This window comes from Pseudomonas sp. S1_G07 (assembly GCF_054668565.1).
Genome location: NZ_CP162778.1, coordinates 4894549 through 4916840, shown reverse-complemented (window position 1 = coordinate 4916840; position 22292 = coordinate 4894549). Strand labels below are relative to the sequence as shown.

Sequence of the window (22292 nt, the reverse complement as noted above, 5' to 3'; positions counted from 1 at the left end):
CAGCGCTCATTTCCGCCACCGGGCCCGATGCGAGCATTTTGAAAATTCGCCCACCCTTGATCTGGACGGCAAGGGAAGCGGGTCGGCTGCTTGATGCCTTGGAAAGCGCTTTCGCCGCGTTGTAGTGCCCAGGCCCCGTCTCGGCAAAGTCTGCTGGGGCGGGCCTGTTAAACGGTGGTTTGTACCAAGTAACCCTTATGTTTAAGCGCTGATGCACGGCTTCATGGTGGTGTAATAAATCCATGAGGAACCGATGCCTGGCACCGAGCAGCGGCTTGCACCGTCATGACCTCATCACTCATTCAGGACCGCATTCATGAATTTTCTTCGCCCCAAGTACATCACCTTTGACTGCTACGGCACCTTGACCAATTTCAAAACCGCAGCGCTGACGCGCGAGCTGTTCGCCGATCGCGTGCCGGCTGAGCGAATGGAGCAGTTCATCAAAGACTACGCGGCCTATCGCCTGGACCAGGTGATGGGCGACTGGCAGCCGTATGACCAGATTCTCAGCACGGCCCTGGCGCGTACGTGCAAACGTTGGGGTATCGAATACCGCGACGAAGGCCAGGTGTACTACGCGGCCGTACCGACCTGGGGCCCGCACCCTGACGTGCCGGCGGGCCTGGCGAAAATCGCCGACAAGATTCCCCTGGTGATTTTCTCCAACGCCATGGACGAGCAGATCATGTCCAACGTCGACAAGCTCGGTGCACCGTTTCACAAGGTCTTCACCGCCCAGCAGGCCCAAGCCTACAAACCACGTTTGGCGGCGTTCGAATTCATGCTCGATAGCCTTGGCTGCGGGCCGGAAGAGGTACTGCACGTTTCGTCGAGCTTCCGCTATGACCTGATGTCGGCCCACGATATGAAGATCAAACACAAAGCCTTCGTCGCCCGCGGGCATGAACAGCCCGCCAATGCTGCCTTCGGCTACCACCAGATCCCGGATATCGGCGGGCTGGCCGGGTTGGTCGGGCTTTAGTCTCAGGTCACTTTTCCGACCCCATACGGATACCCAGAACATGCCAGCACCTTTAATTTCCGTGCAAACCTCCACCGATCTACCGACGCAGGCCGATGTGGTCGTGATCGGTGGCGGCATCATCGGCGCGTTTACCGCCTATTACCTGGCCAGGCGCGGCATGAAGGTCGCACTGGTGGAAAAGGGTCGCATAGGCGCCGAGCAATCCAGCCGTAACTGGGGTTGGTGCCGTCAGCAGAACCGCGATGCGCGCGAGTTGCCGATGGCCACCAAAAGCCTGGAACTGTGGGATCAATTCGCCGCGCAAACGGGTGAGCAGACTGGTTTTAGCCGGTGCGGCCTGCTCTACCTGAGCAACAATGAGCAAGAGTTGGAAGGGTGGGCGCGCTGGGGTGAGTTTGCGCGTACCGTCAATGTGCAGACCCAGATGCTCACCGCCGAGCAGGCCGCGGAGCGCGGCCGGGCGACTGGCAAGGCTTGGAAGGGCGGAGTGTTTGCGCCCACCGATGGCATCGCCGATCCTTCCCGCGCAGCCCCGGCGGTCGCACGCGCGATCATGGCGCTGGGCGGTAGCGTGCATCAGGAATGCGCCGTGCGCGGTGTGGAGACCGAAGGCGGGCGATTGTCGGCGGTGGTCACCGAAAAAGGCACCATCCGCACCCGGCTCGCGGTGCTTGCCGCCGGCGCGTGGGCGTCCTCGTTCTGCCGCCAGTACGGCATCCGTTTCCCGCAGGCGACGATTCGTCAGACCGTGCTGTCGGTCACCGCGCCGAGTGAAGAAATTCCCAGCGCACTGCATACCGTCGGCGCGTCCATGACCCGTCGCTTCGATGGCAGCTACACCCTGGCGATCAGCGGTCGCGGGCGGGTCGACGTTACCCCGCAGTTGCTGAAGTTCTCCACGCAATTTCTGCCGATGTTCCAGCGCCGCTGGCGCAACCTCGCGCCGGGTGGGCTGGAAGGCTGGCGCGCGGGTCACGAAAGCTGGAAACGCTGGCGCCTTGACCAGCCCACGCCGATGGAGCGCATGCGAATTCTCGATCCAAGCGCGGATGCGTCGACGGTTGCGTTGACCTACAAGCGCGCGGTGGAGCTGGTGCCGGCCTTGCAGGGCACGTCAATCAAGGCGGCCTGGGCCGGGTATGTGGACAGCACGCCAGACGGCGTTCCCGGTATCGGCGAGATAGCCAGCCTGCCAGGGCTGGTGCTCGCGGCGGGGTTCAGTGGGCATGGTTTCGGTATCGGCCCCGGCGCGGGTCATCTGATTGCCGATATTGTCAGCGGCATGGCCCCCATCGTGGATCCGCAGCCCTATCATCCGGACCGTTTTCAAACGTCCGCCTGGGGTAAAGTGGCGGACTTTTGAGTGCAAGCCAAGGCCGTTGCGTGCCATACGCAACGGCCTTGTTGTGCTTACTCCTGAAGTTGGCCAAAGCCAATGATTGCCTTGGTTTCAAGGTATTCTTCAAACCCCTGCACGCCATACTCGCGGCCATTCCCCGAGCGTTTATAACCACCGAAGGGTGCCAGCGGGTCCCACGCCGGATAGTTCAGGTGCACCTGGCCTGCGCGAATGCGCGACGCTATGGCGCGGGCAAGCTCAAGGTCCTGTGCCTGCACATGAGCGCCGAGCCCGTACACCGTATCGTTGGCGATAGCGACCGCTTCATCCAGGGTTTCATAGGCGATGATGCACAGCACCGGGCCAAAAATTTCTTCCTGGGCGATGCGCATGCCAGACGCCACTTCGGAGAATACGGTCGGGCGGGCGTAGAAGCCTTTTGCAAAGCCCGGCACACGACCGGGCCCACCGCACAGCAGTTTCGCGCCCTCGTTCAGGCCGACCTCGATCATGGCTTGAACGCGCTCGAACTGTGCCTGATTGGCAATCGGGCCCAGCACGGTATCCGGGTCCAGCGGGTCGCCCACGATGATCGCGTTGGCGGTGGCGGCTGCCAGCGCTTCGACTTCGGCCAATCGGTCCCGAGGCACGATCATTCGGGTCGGCGCGCTGCAGGATTGCCCGACGTTGCGCAACGCCGACATCACGCCCAGCGGCACCGCTTTGGCAAAGTCCGCGTCGGGCAACAGCACGTTCGGCGACTTGCCACCCAGCTCCTGGGTCACACGTTTGACCGTCGGCGCGGCCGCCTGGGCGACCAGCGCGCCGGCGCGGTTGGAGCCGGTGATGGAAATCATGTCGATATCGGCATGCGCCGCCATCGCGGCCCCCACCACGGCGCCACTGCCGTTGACCAGGTTGAACACGCCCGGCGGCAAGCCGGCATCGTGGAGCAACTGGGCAAACAGCAGTGCACTCAGGGGCGACAATTCACTGGGCTTGAGCACCACGGTGCAGCCAGCGGCAATCGCTGGCGCGACCTTGGCGGTGATTTGATAAAGCGGCCAGTTCCACGGCGTGATCAGCCCGCACACGCCGATGGGTTCGCGCTCGATCGCGGTGCCGCGTTCAACCGTTTGAAAGCAATAACTGGACAGCACATCCCGGGCAACCCTGACGTGTTCGGCGGCCAGCGGTACTTGCAGGGTTCGCGCAAAATTGATCGCCGCGCCCATTTCCAGGCAGAGGGTCTGGGCGAACTGCTCCTTGCGCTCGAGGATCAGCGTGTAAATCCTGTCCAGCATTTGCACCCGCACCGCTGGGGCGCATGCCGACCAGGCGGGCAACGCGGCCCGCGCCGCCGCGACGGCGCGATCGACATCCTCGGCGCAGCCGCATGCGACCTGGGCCACGATGTCTTCGCTGGCCGGGTTGACCACCGGCAGGCTGGCCGCGACAGCGGGCGCCGTCCAGCGGCCGTTGATATAGAAAGAGTGAGCGGTGTGCGCATCGATGCTGTCGCTGTGCGACGCTTGTGTGGTCATCCAACTGGCTCCTTGGAACATTGACGGAGGCCGCGCACCGCGCGGCCCAGGCTCACTTCACCGCGTACATCTTGCGCACGTACACCGTGCTGTTCCAGGCGCAAGGTGCGCCTTTGGCGACGAATACGGTGTCACCTGGGTTGATCGTTACGTCCACGCCCTCGGCGTCCTGCAAGGTCATGCTGCCTTCGATCAGGTACATCAATTCATGCAATTTGTGCGGGCGGCCATGGCGCGCATAGGGCGTTGAATCCCAGATGCCGACGCGCAACTGCGTGTCGGCATCGTCGAACAGGTTGTTGGAGCGGCACTGCGGGGCGGCGCCGATCAGGATTTGCGCGTCCGGCGCGGCGGAGGGGTTGAGCAGTGCGCGCGGGTCGAGCCAGGTGAGGCCGGGGCGCAGCGGCGCATCGGGCAGGTCGACGGCGCAGAACGCCCATTGGCTGCCGGCGCTGGCCTGTACGCGCACCCGCGTGCCACGGCCGATCACCGCACTGTCACCGACACCCAGCTCCAGGCTTTGCCCTGCCGTATGCAGAGCGACCTGGCCGGCGTGAACCACCAGTGCTTCGCTGAAGGGGAACGCGTCGATCGAGGTGTCACCGCTGAATCCGACCAGGCCCGCAGACACACCGTCGTCGCCCTGCCAGGCGACTTGGCGTGTATCGCCAAATGGATCGAGCGCGCTCAGGGCCGTGTTGCGCAATGGGGTGGTGACGTGGCTGCCGTCGGCGCGAGCCAGCAGCAGAATGCCGGGAGATGACATGGTAGTGCTCCTGAATGAACGTCAGCCGATGGCTTGGGTGATCAGTGCGAAAGGGTGTACGTCGCCGCTGGCCCGAGGCGGGGTGCCCTTGGCCATTTGCGCGACGGTATCAACATGCTTGAGCCCGGCCTGTTCGAGCCAGTCGCCAAGGCCGCAATCGGCGGGGATATCGATGCGTACAAAGGCATCCGGCACCCGCGCGAGCAGCTCGGTGAGCATGTGCTTGGCCTGGTTGAGGTTCTCCGCCACGGCGGGGCTGATGCTGCGCCCGCGACCAAACGGGCGTAGCACGGCGAAGCCGCGTAACTGGCCGTCGCGCTCGATCCCTACGATGTGCTCCGTCTGCAAGTCGCGCAGCACTTCGCGGCGTTCCAGGCCGCTGGCGGCATTGGCCAGGGCCAGCAGCGCGGGGTGATCGTCGGTGGACAGCACACGGCAGGTTTCGCCGCTTGGCAACGCTACTTGGGCGGGCACCCGCACCTGGCCTTGATGCTGCTGCACCCGCCCGAACTCGACAAACCCCTGGCTGGTATACAGCGGCGTACCGGCAAGGGTGGCATTGAGGATTGGCGTGCGCCCTTGGCAAGCGTCCAGGGCTTTTTCCATTAAGCGTCGGCCAATGCCCTGGCCCTGGTAGTCATCGCTGACGATCACCAGGCCGATGGTGGCGTAATCGCCCTGGGGGCAGGCGAAAGCGGTGCCGATCAAGCGCTCGCCATCGAGCGCGACGAAGCCGGCGCTGACCCGTTGCAGCATCGCCCAGTCTTCCAGGCGATGCGGCCATTTCAGTTGCACCGACAACGCATGGGCGGCCGGCAGATCGGCCACGGTCATGGGCCGGTAAACATAAGTGGGGTGTGGCAGGGCAGACATGGCAAGCCTCCATTGAGCATTGTGTGCGTCATAGGGATGCCTGTATCCCACCTGATTAAAGGGCTGGCAAGAGGGCGCGCCATATTCGGTAGATTCGTGGTGCGGTGGGGTAATCGGACCATAGTTACTACTTAATTTCGGCCGATGGTCAGCAGCAAATGCCTCATGGGTTTATTTGCAGAAAGCCACTGCCGCAGGGAGTGCGCTCGATTGCGCTGGCCCACGACACTTTCTGCCGCTGCACAGCCCTGTGCTTGAGCCTTCCTGGCCCGCAAGGCCCATAAAAGCGCATAAATACAGGGGCCGCCCAAGCCTGGAGCGCGCCGCAAACTCTGCTGGCGCCGGCCGTAAAAACGGTGGTTTGTATTGAGCAGACGGTGTTTTTGACGCCATCTGCTGATTTCACAGTGTTGTAATGAGGCTGTGCTGCAACGAGGTGTTCGCGCCGCCAGGGCAGCGAACGCTGGTTACACTCAACTGACTTCAGGACCGCACTCAATGAGCTTTCTTCGTCCCAAATTCATCACGTTCGACTGCTACGGTACGCTGACCAATTTCCAAATGGGCAGCATGACTCGCGAGCTGTTCGCCGATCGTATCCAGCCGGCGCAGATGGACCAGTTCGTCAAAGACTTCTCGGCCTATCGCCTCGACCAGGTCATGGGTGACTGGCGGCCCTACGATGAAATTCTCAAGACTGCCCTGGCCCGTACCTGCAAGCGTTGGGGCATCGACTATCGCGAGGAAGGCCAACTGTATTACGACGCCGTGCCGACCTGGGGCCCGCATGCGGACGTGCCGGCCGGCCTGGCGAAAATTGCCGACAAGATTCCCCTGGTGATCTTCTCCAACGCCATGGATAGCCAGATCATGTCCAACGTCGACAAGCTTGGCGCGCCGTTTTACAAGGTGTTCACCGCCCAGCAGGCCCAGGCCTATAAACCGCGCCTGGCGGCATTCGAGTACATGCTCGACAACCTGGGGTGCGGCCCTGAAGACGTCCTGCATGTGTCTTCCAGCTTTCGTTACGACCTGATGTCGGCCCATGACATGAAGATCAAGCACAAGGCATTTGTCGCTCGCGGTCACGAAGTGCCGGCCAACGCCGCCTTTGGCTACCAGCAGATCGCCGATATCGGTGGGTTGCCGGCGCTGGTCGGTTTATAAGGTCAATAAGGTCGGCATTCTCGGTTGAACAGGAGCGGACTCGACATGGGCAGTGAATCGTATTGGCTCGACACCGCACCGGCATTTGCCGGCGCGCAGTTGGGTGACTTGCCCAGGCAGGTCGACGTGGCGGTGGTCGGCGGTGGGTTCACCGGCCTCTCGGCGGCAAGGGCGCTGGCCTTGCGCGGCGCCAGCGTGGTGGTGCTGGACGCCGGGCGAGTAGTCGGCGAGGCCTCGGGGCGCAACGGTGGGCAATGCAACACCGGAGTGGCCCAGGATTATGCCGGGCTGCACGCCAGCCTCGGGGCCGACAGGGCGCGGGCGTATTACCAGGCCTACGAAAGCGCGGTGCAGACGGTGGTGTCGCTGGTGGAGCAGGAACGAATCGCCTGTGACATGGTACGCAACGGCAAGCTCAAGCTGGCCGCTAAACCGATGCACTACGAAGGCCTGGCGCGTACCTGCGAGCTGATTCGCCGGGAGGTCGATGCCGATGTCGAGTTGCTCGATGCCGCGCAGACCCGCGCCGAAGTCAATTCGGCGCAGTTTCATGGCGCCTTGCTGCAGCGCAACGGCGTGCAGATGCACATCGGCCGTTTCGGTGTCGGCTTGGCCGAGGCGGCGGCGCGGCGCGGCGCGATGATTCACGAACATACCCTGGTCAACCATTGGAAGGCCCAGGCCGGCGGGTATCAGGTCAACACCGCCAAGGGTTCGTTGCATGCCGGCCAGGTCTTGCTGGCCAGCGGTGCCAGCCAGCACGGTGGCCTCGGCTGGTACCGTCGACGGATCGTGCCGGTGGGCAGTTTTGTCATCGTCACCGAAGTGCTGCCCCAGGCGCTGATCGAGCAACTGTGGCCGCGCCAGCGCTCCTATGTCACCAGCCGCATGATCGGCAATTACTTTCGCCTGACCCCGGACAACCGCCTGCTGTTCGGCGGACGTGCGCGGTTCGCCATGTCCGACAGCGTGTCCGATGCCAAGAGCGGCAAGGTGCTGCAGGCAGCGATGCTGAATATCTTCCCGCAATTGGCCGGGGTGAAGATCGACTATTGCTGGGGTGGGTTGGTGGACATGACCTCCGATCGCCTGCCGCGGGCCGGCCAGCATGGCGGTGTTTTTCACTCCATGGGCTACAGCGGCCATGGCGTGCAGATGTCGGTGCACATGGGCCAGGTCATGGCTGACGTGATGGCCGGCAACACCGCAGCCAACCCCTGGCGCGAGCTCCAGTGGTCGGCGATTCCCGGGCATTTCGGTAAACCCTGGTTCCTGCCGTTCGTGGGCGCCTGGTACCGCTTCCAGGATTATTTGCACTGAGTTTCACCGTCGTTGCGTCAACGTCGTTTGTGTTCCCAGGACGCTCCGGACATCCGTGAGCACTCGAATCTTCCGATTATCGACAGGTAGCCTTGCCATGACAGACAATAAAAATACTCCCGACTTTATCTCCGGCGAAGAAAGCCTGCGGGTCTTCGAACAGCTCAATCGCGGCATGTCGCGGCGCAATGCCCTGCAAATGCTCGGGCTGGCCGGTGTGGCCGCCGCCGGCGCCGGCAGCTTGTTCGGTGCTGCCGGCCAACTGTTCGCTGATGAAGCGCCGACGGCGGGCAAGGGCAAGCCGGGCGGCAAAATTCGGGTGGCCAGTGTGGCCAGCTCCACCGCTGACACCCTGGACCCGGCCAAGGGCGGCCTGTCCACCGATTATGTGCGCCAGTACATGTTCTACAACGGCCTGACCCGCTTCGACGTGCACATGACGCCGCAACTGGAACTGGCTGAACGTATCGACAATACCGACGCCACGTTGTGGACCATCACCCTGCGCAAAGGCGTGACCTTCCATAACGGCAAGCCGCTCACCGCCGCCGACGTGGTGTTCTCCCTGAACCGTCATAAAGATCCGGTGACCGGCTCCAAAGTCATGGCATTGGTGGCGCAGTTCGAGGAGATCAAGGCCAGCGGGCCGAACGAAGTGCAGATTCGCCTCATCGCGCCGAACGCCGAGCTGCCCTCGATCCTTGCCGTGTCGCACTTGTTGATCGTGCCCGAAGGGACCACCGACTTCAGTCAGGGCATCGGCACCGGGCCGTTCAAGGTCAAGGAATTCAAACCTGGCGTGCGCTCGATTGCCGTGCGCAACCCTGATTACTGGAAACCGGGCCTGCCGTACCTGGACGAGATCGAAGTCATCGCCATCAGCGATGAACCGTCACGGGTCAACGCGCTATTGTCGGGCGACGTACACGTGATCAATCAGGTTGACCCACGTTCCACTACCCGTATCAAGGCCAGTACCGGCCATCGATACGTCGATTCGCCTTCGGGCAACTACACCAATCTGATCATCCGCCAGGATCAGTTGCCGGGCAAAAGCCCTGAATTCACCCAGGCCATGAAGTGCCTGCTGGACCGCGAGCAGGTCAAGTCCGCGGTGTTCCGTGGGTTTGCCGTGGTCGGCAACGATCATCCGATTGCGCCCGGCTCACGCTACTACAACGCTGACCTGCCGCAGACTGCGTACGACCCGGAGAAAGCCAGGTTTCTGCTGAAGAAAGCCGGCATGGAAAGTATCACTATGCCGATAGCGGCATCGCCTGCCGCCACCTCCTCGGTGGACATCGCCGTGCTGCTGCAGCAGTCGGCGAAGCAGGCCGGCCTCAAGCTTGACGTCAACCGCCTGCCCACTGATGGCTATTGGTCCAACCACTGGATGAAGCACCCATTGAGTTTCGGCAATATAAATCCACGGCCGAATGCCGACGTGATGTTCTCGCAATTCTTCCAGTCCAAGGCGCCGTGGAACGAGTCCGGCTGGCAGAACGAGCAGTTCGACCAATTGCTGCTGCTGGCACGCGCCGAAACCGACGACGCCAAGCGCGGCAAAATGTACGCCGATATGCAGACCCTGGTGCATGACCATTGCGGCATCGGCATTCCGGTGTTCATCAGCAACATCGATGGCGTCGACCAGCGTCTGAAGGGCTATGCCACCAACCCGTTGGGCGGTTTCATGGGTTATATGTTCGCCGAGCAAGTGTGGCTGGACGCTTGAACTCAGTGAGGGCAGGGCAATGAATAGCACTACGCTGTGGTTGATTGGCCGGCGCCTGGGTGCCGGGGCCGTGACCTTGTTGATCGTGTCCATGGTGGTGTTCGCGATCACCGCGGTACTACCGGGGGATGCGGCGCAACAAGCCCTTGGCCAGTTCGCCACCCCCGAACAGGTAGCGGCGTTGCGCCTGAAGCTGGGGCTCGACCAGCCGGGTGTGCTGCGTTACCTGCACTGGTTGATGAACCTGCTCAGCGGAGACATGGGCATGTCGGTGTCCACCTCGACGTCGGTCAGTGAACTGATGGCGGGGCGGGTGCCCAACACGCTGATGCTGGCGGGAACCACGGCGCTGGTCTCGGTGCCGGTGGCGCTGGTGCTGGGCATCGGCTCGGCGATGGGCCGGGGCGGGCGCATCGACAGTTTCCTCAGCTTTGTCACCCTGGCCATGGTCGCCGTGCCGGAGTTCCTGGTGGCGACCCTGGCGGTGCTGATTTTTGCGGTCAACCTGGGCTGGTTGTCGTCATTGTCCTACGCCAGCGAGATCACCTCGCCCTGGCAATTCATGCGCACCTACGCCTTGCCGGTGATGACCCTGTGCTGTGTGATCGTCGCGCAAATGGCGCGCATGACCCGCGCCGCAGTGATCGACCAATTGGACAGCCCCTATGTGGAAATGGCGCGCCTCAAGGGCGTCGGCCCGATACGCATCGTACTGCGCCATGCGTTGCCCAATGCCATCGGGCCGATTGCCAATGCCATCGCCCTGAGTCTGTCGTACCTGCTGGGCGGGGTGGTGATCGTCGAAACCATCTTCAACTACCCCGGCATTGCCAGCTTGATGGTCGATGCCGTGACCAACCGTGACATGGCGCTGGTGCAGGCCTGCACCATGTTGTTCTGTGCCGCCTACCTGGGTCTGGTGCTGCTCGCCGACCTGTGCGCAATCCTCTCCAATCCGAGGCTGAGAAACCAATGAATACGCTCATTGCGAAATCCAAGCCTGCGTCCTCCGCCCTGGCGCTGGCCAAAGTCTCCAGTAGCCCGCCGTGGCTGGGGCTGGTGGGTGCGGCCGTGTGCGTGGCCTGGTTGCTGATCGCGCTGTTCGGCCCCTGGCTGGCGCCACACCCGGTGGGAGAAGTGGTGTCCGATAACGTCTTCGAAGGCTTCAGCCTCGCGTATCCGTTCGGCACCGACTACCTGGGCCGCGACATGCTCAGCCGCGTGCTGGTGGGCGCGCGCTTTACCGTCGGGCTGGCGCTGGTGGCCGCAGTCCTGGCCAGCACCCTGGGCACCGGGTGTGCGTTGTTGTCGGTGGTTTCGCCCAAATGGCTGGACGAAATCATCAGCCGCATCATGGACGCGTTCATTTCCATTCCAAGCAAAATGCTCGCGTTGATCATGGTCTCTGCATTTGGCTCCTCCGTCACGTTGCTGATCTGCACCGCCGTGATCAGTTATATCCCCGGCTCGTTCCGCGTCGCCCGCAGCATGGCGGTGAACATCGAAACCCTGGAGTACGTACAAGTCGCTCGCACCCGTGGTGAGAGCCGCTTGTACGTGGCGTGCAGGGAGATCCTGCCGAATATGCTCAACCCGGTATTGACCGACCTGGGCCTGCGTTTCGGCTACATCGTACTGCTGCTCGCCGGCATGAGTTTTCTCGGTCTTGGCGTGCAACCGCCTGACGCCGACCTGGGCTCGCTGGTGCGTGAAAACATCGGTGGCCTGAGCCAGGGCGCGCTGGCGATCATCATCCCGGCGCTGGCCATCGGCACATTGACGGTCGGCGTGAATCTGCTGATCGACTATTTGTCATCGCGACGTAGTCGACAAACGGGAGGCCATTGACATGAGCGAATTGATTCGCGTCGAAGACCTGCGCGTGGTCGCCTGTGGCGAGCGCGGCGAGGTAGAGATCGTCAAGGGCGTGAGTTTTGCCCTGGAGAAGGGCGAGGTCCTGGCGCTGATCGGTGAGTCTGGCTCGGGCAAGACCACCATCGCCCTGGCCTTGTTGGGTTATGCCCGCAGCGGCTGTCGGTTGGCCGGCGGGGTGGTGCGGGTGGGTGAGCATGACATGCTCGCCCTCAGCGAAAAACACCTGCAGAGCCTGCGCGGAAACCGCGTCTCGTATATCGCGCAAAGCGCGGCCGCTGCGTTCAACCCGGCGAAAAAACTCATCGACCAGGTGGTCGAAGGTGCGTTGATCCATGGCCTGGGTTCGCGTGCCGAACTTGAGGCCAAAGCTGTCGAATTGTTCCGTGACCTGGCCCTGCCAGACCCCGAACGCATCGGCCAGCGCTACCCGCACCAGGTCTCCGGTGGGCAGTTGCAACGGGTAATGGCGGCGATGGCGCTGATCAGCGACCCGTTGCTGGTGGTGCTCGACGAGCCGACCACGGCGCTGGACGTGACCACTCAGATCGACGTGCTGCGCGCGTTCAAACGCGTGGTGCGCGAGCGCGGCGCCACGGCGGTGTATGTGTCCCACGACCTCGCGGTGGTGGCGCAGATGGCCGACCAGATCGTGGTGCTCAATGGCGGGCAAATTCTCGAAAAGAGCGCGACCACACCGTTGCTCAAAGCCCCGTCCCACACCTACACCCGCAGCCTGTTGGCGGCTGCGCGCCCCGACAGCAGCATCCGTCCGCCTTGCGGCATCGCTGCGGATGTACCGCTGCTGACCATCAGCGGACTCACCGCCGGCTACGGCAACAGAACCCCCCAGGGCATGCCGTCGATCCGGGTGCTGGAAGACATTGATCTCACCGTACGCCGAGGCCAGGCCATCGGTGTGATCGGCGAGTCCGGCTCGGGCAAATCCACCCTGGCCCGGGTGGTCGCCGGCTTGCTGCCGCCGGCCCTGGGCCGCCTGGCGTTCGACGGGCAACCTTTAGGTGCGAGCCTGTCCGAGCGCACCCCGGAGCAATTTCGGCGTATCCAGATGGTGTTCCAGAATGCCGACACCGCGCTGAACCCGATGCACAGCGTGGCGACCATTCTCGGTCGCCCGCTGAAGATGTATTTCGGCCTCAAGGGCGCGGCGCTACAGGCACGGGTCGGCGAACTGCTGGACCTGGTGCGCCTGCCACGGGACATGGCCGAACGTCGTCCCGGCGCCTTGTCCGGTGGGCAAAAACAACGGGTCAACCTGGCCCGCGCGCTGGCCGCCAAACCCGACCTGATCCTTTGCGATGAAGTCACCTCGGCCCTCGACACCGTGGTCGGCGCGGCGATCCTCGAACTGCTGCGCGACCTGCGCCAGCAGCTGGGGGTGTCCTATCTGTTTATCAGCCACGACATCTCCACCGTGCGCGCGCTGTGCGATGACATTGTGGTGATGTACAGCGGCCACAAAGTGCAGGCCGGCAGCCGCGAGTCGTTTGCCGAACCGCCATTTCATCCGTACACCGACCTGTTGATCCACTCGGTGCCTGAGTTGCGCCAAGGCTGGCTGGAAAGCTGCGGCACCACGAGTGAGGCACTGCCGGCGATTGGCGAACGGGCCAACGTGCTGCAGCTGTGCACCTTTCTCAATCGCTGCCCGATGCGGGTCGACGGGCTGTGCAACCGCACCGCGCCGAGTCGCCGTACCCTGGTCAATGGCAGTGAAATGCTTTGCCATCACGAAGGCGAGCACCTGTTGCAAACCCAGCGTGGCCTGGCGCGCGTGGGCGTGGGAGCGTACGCATGACATCGCCAAGCTTGATGAAACCGCGTGTACTTCAAATCCTGCAAACGTTGATGGCCTTCGACACGGTGTCCTCGGTTTCGAACATGGCCTTGATCGAGTACGTGCGCGACCTGCTGCAAAGCCACGGCATCGAGTCGCTGATCGTCAAGGACGAAAGCGGCAAGAAGGCCAACCTGTTCGCCAGCACCGGCCCCAAGGATCGGCCGGGCGTGCTGTTGTCCGGGCACACCGATGTGGTCCCGGCGGCGGGGCAGGCGTGGACCTTTCCCGCCTTCGCCGCCACCGTGCACAACGGGCGTATCTACGGGCGTGGCAGTTGCGACATGAAGGGCTTTATCGCCCTGGCCATTGACACCCTGCTCGACGCAGCCGGCTGTACCCTGACGCGCCCACTGCAACTGGCCCTGTCCCATGACGAGGAGATCGGCTGCGTGGGCGTGCGGCGCCTGCTCGATGTGCTGCACCTGGCGCCGGTACGCCCGTTTCTGTGCCTGATCGGTGAGCCGACCAACATGCAGTTCGTGCTGGGCCATAAGGGCAAGGGCTCCTACCGCACTTACTGCCGTGGCCTGGAAGCGCATTCCTCGCTGGCGCCGCGTTCGGTCAACGCCATTCATGTGGCCTGCGACTTTATCGCCGCGCTGCGCGACAGCCAGCAGCAGTTGCAACGCCACGGCGCCCAGGACAACGATTACGACGTGCCTTACAGCACCGTGCACGTAGGGCAGATTGTCGGCGGCAAGGCGCTGAATATCGTGCCCAACCTGTGCACCCTGGATTTCGAGGTACGCAACCTGCCGGCGGATGATCTGGATGCGTTTCTCGAGCAGATGCGCGAGCGTGCCGAAGTCATCGTGCGTGAGGCGCAGAAGCTGTCCAGCGTGGCGGCCATCGAGATCGAAACCCTTAACGTCTACCCGGGCCTGGACACGCACCCCAGTGTCGAGGCGGTGCGTTTTCTCAAGCAGTTTGCCGCGCCCGGCACCGGCACTTCCAAGGTCTCGTTCGGCACCGAAGGCGGCCTGTTCAAGCAGCGGCTGGACGTGCCGGTGGTGGTGTGCGGGCCCGGCTCCATCGAACAGGCGCACAAGCCCGATGAGTTCATCGAGATCAGCCAGATGGAAGCCGGCGCGCACTTTCTGCAAGGCTTGCTGGGTTCGCTGACGGCCTAGCAGAGCCTGCCGTCCTGGGGCCAATTTCAGCACGGCACACTGCTGTAACCGTGCTTTCGGCATCCTCGTCCGTGGCACCTGCATAGACTGGAGCGTGTCTCGGATCAGGACTCGACCATGCTCAATCATCGCTTGCAAGACCCCAGCCTGTTGGCTGAACTCGCCTATGTGGATGGCCAGTGGATCGCCGCTGACAGCGGCGCTACCCTCGATATCCATGACCCCGCCACCGGCCAGCTGCTCGCCCGCGTGCCGGCCATGGATGCCATGGACACCCGCCGCGCCATCGAAGCGGCCGAACGCGCCTGGCCGGCCTGGCGTGCGCGCCCGGCAGCGGAGCGCGCGGCGCTGCTGGAGCGCTGGTACCAGGCCATGCTCGACAACCTCGACGACCTGGCGCTGATCATGACCTGCGAGCAAGGCAAGCCACTCAACGAAGCCAAGGGCGAAGTGCGCTACGGCGCCGGCTTCGTCAAATGGTTCGCCGAGGAAGCGCGCCGGGTCTACGGCGACACCATGCCGGCGCCCGGTGGTGATCGCCGCCTGCTCACGCTCAAGCAGCCGGTGGGCGTGTGCGCCGCCATCACCCCGTGGAATTTCCCCAACGCAATGATCACGCGCAAATGCGCGCCGGCCTTGGCCGCCGGGTGCCCGATCATCGTCAAACCGTCGGACCTCACACCGCTGTCGGCCCTGGCCCTGGCGGTGCTGGCCGAGCGTGTCGGCATCCCTGCCGGGGTGTTCAATGTGATCACCGGCATGCCCGCCGGCATCGGCCAGGAGCTGACCGGCAACCCGACGGTACGCAAGATTTCCTTTACCGGCTCCACCGCCGTCGGCCGCCTGCTGATGCGCCAAAGTGCCGAGCACATCAAGCGCCTGAGCCTCGAACTGGGTGGTAATGCGCCGTTTGTGGTGTTCGACGATGCCGATCTGGAGCAGGCCGTGGCCGGGGTGATGATCAGCAAATTCCGTAACGCCGGGCAAACCTGTGTGTGCGCCAATCGCATCCTGGTGCAGGCCGGTATCTACCAGCGTTTTGCCGCGCGCCTGGTGGAGGAAGTGGGCAAGCTCAAGGTCGGCAATGGCCTGGACGACGGTGTGAGCATCGGTCCATTGATCAATCCTGGCGCCGTGAACAAAGTCGCGCGGCATATCGACGATGCCCTGAGCCAGGGCGCGACGCTGCTGTGCGGCACGCTCCCCAAGGGCGACAGCCCATTCGTGGTGCCCACTGTGCTCGGTGACTGTCATGCCGAGATGTTGCTGGCCAACGAAGAAACCTTCGGCCCGGTAGCGCCGCTGATGCGCTTTACCGATGAGGCCGAGGCACTGGCCTTGGCCAACGCCACGCCCTACGGCCTGGGAGCCTACTATTTCACCCAGAACCTGCAGCGCTCCTGGCGCTTCGGCGAGGCTCTGGAATTCGGCATGGTCGGGCTCAACACCGGCATCATCTCCATGGAGGTCGCGCCGTTTGGCGGTGTCAAGCAGTCGGGCCTGGGCCGCGAGGGCAGCAAGTACGGGCTGGATGAGTACCTTGAAGTCAAAGCTTTTCACATTGGCGGGTTGAACTGATGGGGACTTGCCTGTGATATCCATGGGTATCGCAGGCAAGCCCGTTCCTGCAGCAAAGCCGACTTCAATAGCCCTTGTGGCGATCCACCTCTCCCACCATGTGCTCGCCGCGTTGATGCCGCCGAATATTCTCCAGCAACACCCCGAACGCACTAGCCGGTTGGGTCATCGCGGCGATATGCGGCGTCAGCACTATCTGCGGGTGGTCCCAGAACGGATGATCTGTGGGGGCCGGCTCCTCTTGCAGCACATCCAGCACCGCGCCACTCAATTGCCCGCTGCCGAGTGCCTCCAACAGATCCTCTTCCACCAGGTGGCCGCCACGGCCCATGTTGATCAGTGCCGCGCCCTTTGGCAGTTGTGCAAACAGCCGCCGGTTGAGAATGCCCTGGGTCTGCTCGGTCAAGGGCAGCACGCACAGCAGAATGTCGCACTGGCCGAGAAATGCTGGCAGTTGCGCCTCCCCGGCATAGCAGTCCACCCCCGTTAGCCGATGGGGGCTGCGTGCCCAGCCCGACAAGGCAAAGCCCATCGGCGCCAGCGTCGCCAGGATCTGCTGTGCCTGGGTGCCCAGCCCCATCACCCCCACGCGCCGGTCCGCTGCCGGCTGCAACAAGTGGGCCTGCCAGCAACGAGTGATTTGCTGCTGACGGTAGCGCAGCATGTCGCGGTGCAGGCTGAGCACCGCCCAACTGGCGTATTCGCACATGCCTCGGGTAATACCCGGGTCGAGCAGGCGCACCACCGGTAACTGCGGTGGCAAGTTGGAAAGGTCCAATTGGTCGACACCGGCCGACAAGGCAAACAGCACTTTCAGGTTGGGCAGCACCTGCATGAGGTCGTCGGGCGCCTGCCAGGCGGCCAGGTACTCGATGTCTTGCGGGTTGCCGATGTCGGGCCAGGCGCGCCATTCGATGTCGGGTGCGTGTTGGGCAAACAGGGTCTTCCAGTGTTGGCCGCGTACCGGGTCACTTTTATAAAGCAAGGCCATGAACATTTCCTGCTGGATGAAGGTAGCGATCATCATCCTTCAAATGCGGCGCAGGATCTGTCGAAAGACGGGGCCAAAACAGTTGATCCGCAGTTCTCACGGGCCAAGTTCGGCGTAGTTCGTTGCCTGCAGGCCGTAATCTGGACAGCATCGCAACCCGCTTTCGGTTGCCGTACTCACGGTGAGAAATGCCATGAATAGCCAAGTCGAAGAAACCCCTCATTTGCTCCGTCAGCGCGAACAGTTCGTGCCCCGTGGTCTGGTGACCGCGCACCCACTGGTGATCGACCGCGCCCAGGGCGCCGAGTTGTGGGATGTGGATGGCAAGCGCTACTTGGACTTCGTGGGAGGGATCGGTGTATTGAACATCGGCCACAACCACCCCAAGGTCGTTGCAGCGGTACAAGCTCAACTGCAGAAAGTGTCCCATGCGTGCTTCCAGGTGGTGGCCTACCGGCCCTATCTCGACCTGGCCCAGCGCCTGTGCGAAATGATCGGCGGGCAGGAGGCGTATAAAGCGGCGTTTTTTACCTCGGGCGCCGAGGCGGTGGAAAACGCGGTGAAGATCGCCCGCGCCCACACCAATCGTTCGGCGGTGATCGCCTTTCGGGGCGGCTTCCATGGCCGCACCTTGTTGGGCACCACGCTCACAGGCATGAGCCAACCCTACAAGCAGAACTTCGGGCCGTTCGCGCCGGAGGTGTTCCACACGCCTTACCCCAACGCCTATCGCGGGGTTACCAGCGAGGTGGCTCTCAAGGCGCTGGACGAGTTGCTTGCAACCCAGGTGGCACCGGAGCGGGTGGCGGCGATCATCATCGAGCCGGTGCAGGGCGACGGTGGTTTCCTCACGGCGCCCCCTGAGTTTCTTCAGGCGTTGCGCGCCTTGGCCGACAAGCACGGGATTGTGCTGATCCTGGATGAAATCCAGACCGGCTTTGGTCGCACCGGCGCCTGGTTCGGTTTCCAGCATGCCGGCATCCAGCCCGACCTGGTCACCGTCGCCAAAAGCCTGGCCGGCGGCTTGCCGCTGTCCGGCGTGGTTGGCAAAGCGCACATCATGGATGCGCCATTGCCCGGCGGCCTGGGTGGCACCTACGGCGGCAACGCGCTGGCCTGTGCGGCGGCGCTGGCGGTGATTAGCGCATTCGAGCAAGAACAGCTGCTCGAGCGCAGCCAACTGCTGGGTCAGCGCCTGCGTCAGGGCTTGCTCGATCTGCAGGCACGCTACCCGCGCATCGGCGATGTGCGTGGCACCGGCTTCATGCTGGCGATCGAACTGATCAAGGACGACACAGACCGCACGCCGGACGCCGACCTCAATCAACGGATCATCGACGAGGTGCGCGCCGGCGGCTTGCTGGTGATCAAGTGCGGCGTGCATCGCAATGTGCTGCGCTTCCTCGCGCCGTTGGTGACCACGCAGGCCCAGGTCGATGAAGCGCTGAAGATTCTCGACGGTGCCTTGGCACGGGTCTTGAACTGAGCCGGTGCCCGCTATGGGCCTAATGCAGCCTTGGAGGCTTGACCCCACATGGGACTGACAGATTATCGAGCGTTATTGATCGATTGCGATGAAGTGCTGGTGGATCGGGAGGCCGGTGTGTGGGCCGCGTTGCAGCCGCTGCTCGATAACCGTGGCGGGCAGCCGTCCAGGGCACAGGTGCTGGCCGAGTTCGACACGGTGGTCGCAACGCTTTATCCGCGCTTCGCCGAGCTGGGCTTCAGTGGCATGCTGTGTTTCGCCCATCGTCAACTCGCCGAGCGCTGGGGGCTACGCCCCAGTTGGGAGGAGGGCATGAGCTTTGCGCGTTCGGCCGCCAGCTGGGCACTGTTCGAAGATGCGCCGGGGGCGATGTTGTACCTGCGCAAGTTCTACCGCTTGCTGGTGCGCGGCGACCGCGACGCCGAGGACCGCTCGGCGTTATGCGAACGCCTGGGCATTGCACCAGAAGACTTCATTTCCCTGGCCGAAGACCCGCAATCGCTCAAGGATCACGTGACCGACGGGCAACCGATGTTGCATGTGACCGGGCCATCGGTCGGCGCATACGGCGCGCTGGACCGCTGTTTGATCGGCCGTCACCGCGTACGGCAGGCGTCTCCCTGTGCCGCGCATTACTGCATCAACAGCATGGCGGACCTGGTGGCTCAACATCAGCTGTCTTTACGGCGCTGATTTTGCTAGAAGATTGTCTTACAAACGGCAGTCGAGAGGTACGCGATGGAAGGGCAAGTGAAGCTGGACCGGATCGACATCAGCATTTTGGTCGAGTTGCAAAAAGACGGCCGCATGACCAATGTCAGCCTCGCCGATGCCGTGGGTTTATCGGCCAGCCCGTGCCTGCAACGGGTCAAGCGGCTCGAGTCGGCGGGGTACATTTCCAGCTACAAGGCACACTTGAACCTGGCCAAGATCACCGATTCGGTGACGGTGTTCACCGAAATCACCCTCAGCGACCACAAGCGCGAAGACTTCGCCAAGTTCGAATCCAATATCCGTCTGGTGGACGAAGTGCTCGAATGCCACCTGATCAGCGGTGGCTACGATTACCTGGTGCGCTTCATGACTCGCAGCATCCAGCACTACCAGGAAGTGGTCGAAAGCCTGCTGGACAAGAACATCGGCATTTCCAAGTACTTCAGCTACATCGTGATCAAATCGCCGGTCCTCAAGGATGGGGTGCCGTTGCGCAAGTTGCTGCGGCACTGAGGGGCATCACTCCGGCAAGTGCAATGCCTGCTGCTTGAGTTGCCGATACCCATCGTGCGCAGCCGATCAGCGCCAGAATCAGGCGGCCGGATCGGGCTGGCGATCAATCCAGTGGGTCTTGATGCCCTTGGCCCACGCCACCGTGTAGAAACAGCTCAACAGCACGATGCCCCATTGCTCGGCATTGATCGACGACCAGAACCAGAACGGCTGGCCCGCCATGCCGAACAGGCAGGCGTAGCGGCGCACCTTCAGGCGTTTGCTCTGGCTGAACCAGATGGCGACGACGCCCAGGGCGGCGATCATGATTTGTGCGATCAAGTGTTTTCTCCGTGCGTGTGGGGACACGGCGATCCCGGATGACCCAGGTGTCGGTAATGCATGTCGCCTCCTTTCGCGTTGAACCTCAGGTTCTGAACCATACCGGTGGCGATAGTTTGAATTTTCTACATGAGGTGCCGAAGCGCCTGCCACGCCATGGCGCGCAACGGGCGCAAGAAGCGCTGGGTGATTGTTTCATCGGGTGAAATACTGGATTGTAAATTCTGGCGATTCCATCGGTCAGTGCGACGGTGGAACATACCTGCCCAACTGATGAAAGGCCTGACGATGGACCGATTCCATGAAATGCAGGTGTTCCTGGCGGTGGCCGAGGAGGAGGGCTTTGCCGCCGCCGCGCGCCGCTTGAACACCTCGCCGCCCAGTGTGACGCGAGCCATCGCCGCCATGGAGCAACGCATCGGCACCCAACTGCTGGCGCGCACCACCCGCAGCCTGCACCTGACCGAAGCCGGCCAGCGTTACCTGGAAGATTGCCGTCGTATCCTCGCCGAGCTGGACGAGGCCGAGGAAGCGGCGGCAGGCAGTTATTCCATGCCTTGCGGCCTCCTCACGGTGACCGCCCCGGTGCTGTTCGGCGAGCTGTATGTGGCGCCGTTGCTGGGGGATTACCTGGACCGTTTCCCCCAGGTGAATATCAATGCATTGATGGTCGATCGTGTGGTCAACATGCTGGATGAGGGCGTGGATGTGGCCGTGCGCATTGGCCATCTGCACGAGCCGGGGCAGCAGGCGATCAAGGTGGGGGAGGTGAGCCGCGTGGTGTGCGCTTCGCCCGATTATCTCGACCGGCATGGCCGGCCCGAGCATCCAGAGCAGTTGCGTGAGGCCAGGATCGCCACGTCGTCGGCCAGCCAACTCTTGAGCGAGTGGGCGTTCGTCGAGGACGGCCAGGTGCTGACGGTGCCCATCGAGCCGCGCCTGGTGGTCTCGGCGAACAACGCCGCGATCAACGTCGCGCGCCTGGGCTGGGGCGTAACGCGGGTGTTGTCTTACCAGGTCGCGGCGGCGGTGGCGGCCGGTGAACTGGAGATCGTGCTTGAAGCCTTCGAACCGGCACCGCTGCCTATCCACGTGGTGTTTCACAGCAACGGTCGCGTGCCGGCCAAGGTCAGTACGTTTGTCGAATTTTTGAGCCAGCGCCTGGGCCAGGATGCTGCCCTCAACCCGGCCCTGAAGCGACGCGGCTGATGGAGCGTTATCGCGATATGCAGCTGTTTGCGACCCTCGCCACACAACCGAGCCTGGCGGCGGCGGCGCGCAGTGCGCAGGTGTCCGGGCCGACCCTGGTGCGGGCGGTGGCCCGCCTGGAAGCACGCCTGCGCGTGGCATTGCTGCAGCGCAGTACACGCGGTGTGCGCCTGACCGACGCCGGCAGCGCCTACCTGGCCGACTGTGTGCGCCTGCTGGCCGCCGTGGACGCCGCCGAAGCCTCGGCCAAGGGCTCGCACGTGCATGCCCAGGGCAATCTGCGTGTGTTCCTGCCGTTGCTGCTCAGCCGCTATGTAATGGCGCCGGTATTGGCCGGCTACATGGACCGTTACCCTGACGTACGCCTGCTGACGCATTATCACGACTACTACCCGAACCTGCATGAAGAGGGGTTGGACGTAGCGATCCTGGTGGGCGAGTTGCCCAACTCGTCATTGATCGCGCGCCCGGTGGGGCACGTGCGCCAGGTGCTCTGTGCGAGCCCCGATTACCTGCGCGCCCATGGCGAACCCCGCCACCCCGACGACCTCAGGCAGCATCACCTGATCGCCAGCGCCGATCCGCTGCATTGGGATTTTCCAGGCTACCCGCTCAAGGCCCGCGCGCGGCTGCGGTGCTCCACCCTGCAAGGCGCGATCAACGCCGCCGTGCAGGGCGCGGGGATGGTGCGCTGCCTGAGCTACCCGGTGCACGAGCATTTGCTCAGCGGCCAATTGCGCCGGCTGTTGCCGCACCACGAGGGGCCGCCGTTGCCGGTGCATGTGGTGTATCGCGAGGGCCGCAATGCGCCGATGCGGGTGCGCGGTTTTGTCGATCATTGCGTCAAAGCGTTGCGTGAACACCCGGCATTTCAGCTGGCGTAAC

The 22292-nt window shown here is 63.2% G+C and carries 20 protein-coding genes; 15 read left to right on the top strand and 5 right to left on the bottom strand.

From position 1 onward, the window contains the following. The first annotated feature begins 316 nt into the window (after nt 1-316). On the top strand, nt 317-985 hold the full coding sequence (locus AB4O05_RS22260) for a haloacid dehalogenase type II (RefSeq protein WP_460135262.1): 669 nt from the start codon (nt 317-319) through the stop codon (nt 983-985). A gap of 40 nt (nt 986-1025) precedes the next feature. Further along, complete coding sequence (locus tag AB4O05_RS22255) at nt 1026-2351, top strand: NAD(P)/FAD-dependent oxidoreductase (RefSeq protein WP_460135263.1); 1326 nt, start codon at nt 1026-1028, stop codon at nt 2349-2351. Nucleotides 2352-2398: 47 nt separating this feature from the next. Here the strand turns inward: AB4O05_RS22255 and AB4O05_RS22250 are convergent, their stop codons facing one another. From AB4O05_RS22250 to AB4O05_RS22240, 3 genes are read right to left on the bottom strand one after another with little or no spacing between them, the layout of a single operon-like run. Next, on the bottom strand, nt 2399-3871 hold the full coding sequence (locus AB4O05_RS22250; protein WP_460135264.1) for an aldehyde dehydrogenase family protein: 1473 nt from the start codon (nt 3869-3871) through the stop codon (nt 2399-2401). Nucleotides 3872-3923: 52 nt separating this feature from the next. After that, nucleotides 3924-4637, bottom strand: coding sequence for a cupin domain-containing protein (locus AB4O05_RS22245; RefSeq protein WP_460135265.1), 714 nt, complete (start codon nt 4635-4637; stop codon nt 3924-3926). A 21-nt stretch (nt 4638-4658) separates the two neighbouring features. Further along, complete coding sequence (locus AB4O05_RS22240; protein WP_460135266.1) at nt 4659-5510, bottom strand: GNAT family N-acetyltransferase; 852 nt, start codon at nt 5508-5510, stop codon at nt 4659-4661. Between the two features lie 498 nt (nt 5511-6008). Between AB4O05_RS22240 and AB4O05_RS22235 the strand changes: the two genes are divergently transcribed. The 8 genes from AB4O05_RS22235 to AB4O05_RS22200 all read left to right on the top strand — a co-directional run bounded on the left by AB4O05_RS22235 (nt 6009) and on the right by AB4O05_RS22200 (nt 16173). Then, nucleotides 6009-6677: a haloacid dehalogenase type II gene (locus AB4O05_RS22235; protein WP_460135267.1), complete on the top strand. Its 669-nt coding sequence runs from the start codon at nt 6009-6011 to the stop codon at nt 6675-6677. 45 nt (nt 6678-6722) lie between these two features. Further along, on the top strand, nt 6723-7997 hold the full coding sequence (locus AB4O05_RS22230) for an NAD(P)/FAD-dependent oxidoreductase (RefSeq protein ID WP_460135268.1): 1275 nt from the start codon (nt 6723-6725) through the stop codon (nt 7995-7997). Nucleotides 7998-8094: 97 nt separating this feature from the next. Then, nucleotides 8095-9732, top strand: a complete 1638-nt coding sequence (locus AB4O05_RS22225; RefSeq protein ID WP_460135269.1) for an ABC transporter substrate-binding protein — start codon at nt 8095-8097, stop codon at nt 9730-9732. A gap of 19 nt (nt 9733-9751) precedes the next feature. Continuing rightward, nucleotides 9752-10708, top strand: coding sequence for an ABC transporter permease (locus tag AB4O05_RS22220; RefSeq protein ID WP_460135270.1), 957 nt, complete (start codon nt 9752-9754; stop codon nt 10706-10708). Then, nucleotides 10705-11580 (top strand): ABC transporter permease, encoded by an 876-nt coding sequence (locus tag AB4O05_RS22215; protein ID WP_460135271.1) that lies wholly within the window; start codon nt 10705-10707, stop codon nt 11578-11580. Before AB4O05_RS22220 ends, AB4O05_RS22215 begins: the two co-directional genes overlap by 4 nt. Before the next feature lies 1 nt (nt 11581). After that, complete coding sequence (locus AB4O05_RS22210; RefSeq protein ID WP_460135272.1) at nt 11582-13423, top strand: ABC transporter ATP-binding protein; 1842 nt, start codon at nt 11582-11584, stop codon at nt 13421-13423. Nucleotides 13424-13437: 14 nt separating this feature from the next. Next, nucleotides 13438-14595 (top strand): acetylornithine deacetylase, encoded by a 1158-nt coding sequence (gene argE / locus AB4O05_RS22205; protein WP_460137520.1) that lies wholly within the window; start codon nt 13438-13440, stop codon nt 14593-14595. A 117-nt stretch (nt 14596-14712) separates the two neighbouring features. Continuing rightward, nucleotides 14713-16173 carry an NAD-dependent succinate-semialdehyde dehydrogenase gene (locus tag AB4O05_RS22200; protein ID WP_460135273.1) on the top strand — a complete coding sequence of 487 codons (1461 nt, stop codon included), beginning with the start codon at nt 14713-14715 and terminating at the stop codon, nt 16171-16173. A gap of 64 nt (nt 16174-16237) precedes the next feature. On the opposite strand, the gene AB4O05_RS22195 is transcribed toward AB4O05_RS22200, so the two are convergent. Beyond that, nucleotides 16238-17164, bottom strand: coding sequence for a 2-hydroxyacid dehydrogenase (locus tag AB4O05_RS22195; RefSeq protein ID WP_460135274.1), 927 nt, complete (start codon nt 17162-17164; stop codon nt 16238-16240). 193 nt (nt 17165-17357) lie between these two features. Here AB4O05_RS22195 and gabT point away from each other — a divergent pair, with 193 nt between their 5' ends. Genes gabT through AB4O05_RS22180 form a run of 3 tightly spaced genes read left to right on the top strand, consistent with a single transcriptional unit; the run spans nt 17358 to nt 19877 of the window. Then, a complete protein-coding gene (gabT, locus tag AB4O05_RS22190) occupies nt 17358-18650 on the top strand; it encodes a 4-aminobutyrate--2-oxoglutarate transaminase (protein WP_460135275.1) in 1293 nt (430 codons plus the stop codon). Between the two features lie 48 nt (nt 18651-18698). After that, on the top strand, nt 18699-19343 hold the full coding sequence (locus AB4O05_RS22185) for a 2-haloalkanoic acid dehalogenase (protein ID WP_460135276.1): 645 nt from the start codon (nt 18699-18701) through the stop codon (nt 19341-19343). A 45-nt stretch (nt 19344-19388) separates the two neighbouring features. Then, a complete protein-coding gene (locus AB4O05_RS22180; protein ID WP_010449292.1) occupies nt 19389-19877 on the top strand; it encodes an Lrp/AsnC family transcriptional regulator in 489 nt (162 codons plus the stop codon). Nucleotides 19878-19955: 78 nt separating this feature from the next. Here the strand turns inward: AB4O05_RS22180 and AB4O05_RS22175 are convergent, their stop codons facing one another. After that, entirely contained in the window at nt 19956-20198 is a 243-nt protein-coding gene (locus tag AB4O05_RS22175) for a hypothetical protein (protein ID WP_460135277.1), read from the bottom strand. 288 nt (nt 20199-20486) lie between these two features. Here AB4O05_RS22175 and AB4O05_RS22170 point away from each other — a divergent pair, with 288 nt between their 5' ends. Next, nucleotides 20487-21407: a LysR family transcriptional regulator gene (locus AB4O05_RS22170; protein ID WP_460135278.1), complete on the top strand. Its 921-nt coding sequence runs from the start codon at nt 20487-20489 to the stop codon at nt 21405-21407. Next, complete coding sequence (locus AB4O05_RS22165) at nt 21407-22291, top strand: LysR family transcriptional regulator (RefSeq protein WP_460135279.1); 885 nt, start codon at nt 21407-21409, stop codon at nt 22289-22291. Before AB4O05_RS22170 ends, AB4O05_RS22165 begins: the two co-directional genes overlap by 1 nt. The last annotated feature ends 1 nt before the right edge of the window (nt 22292 follow it).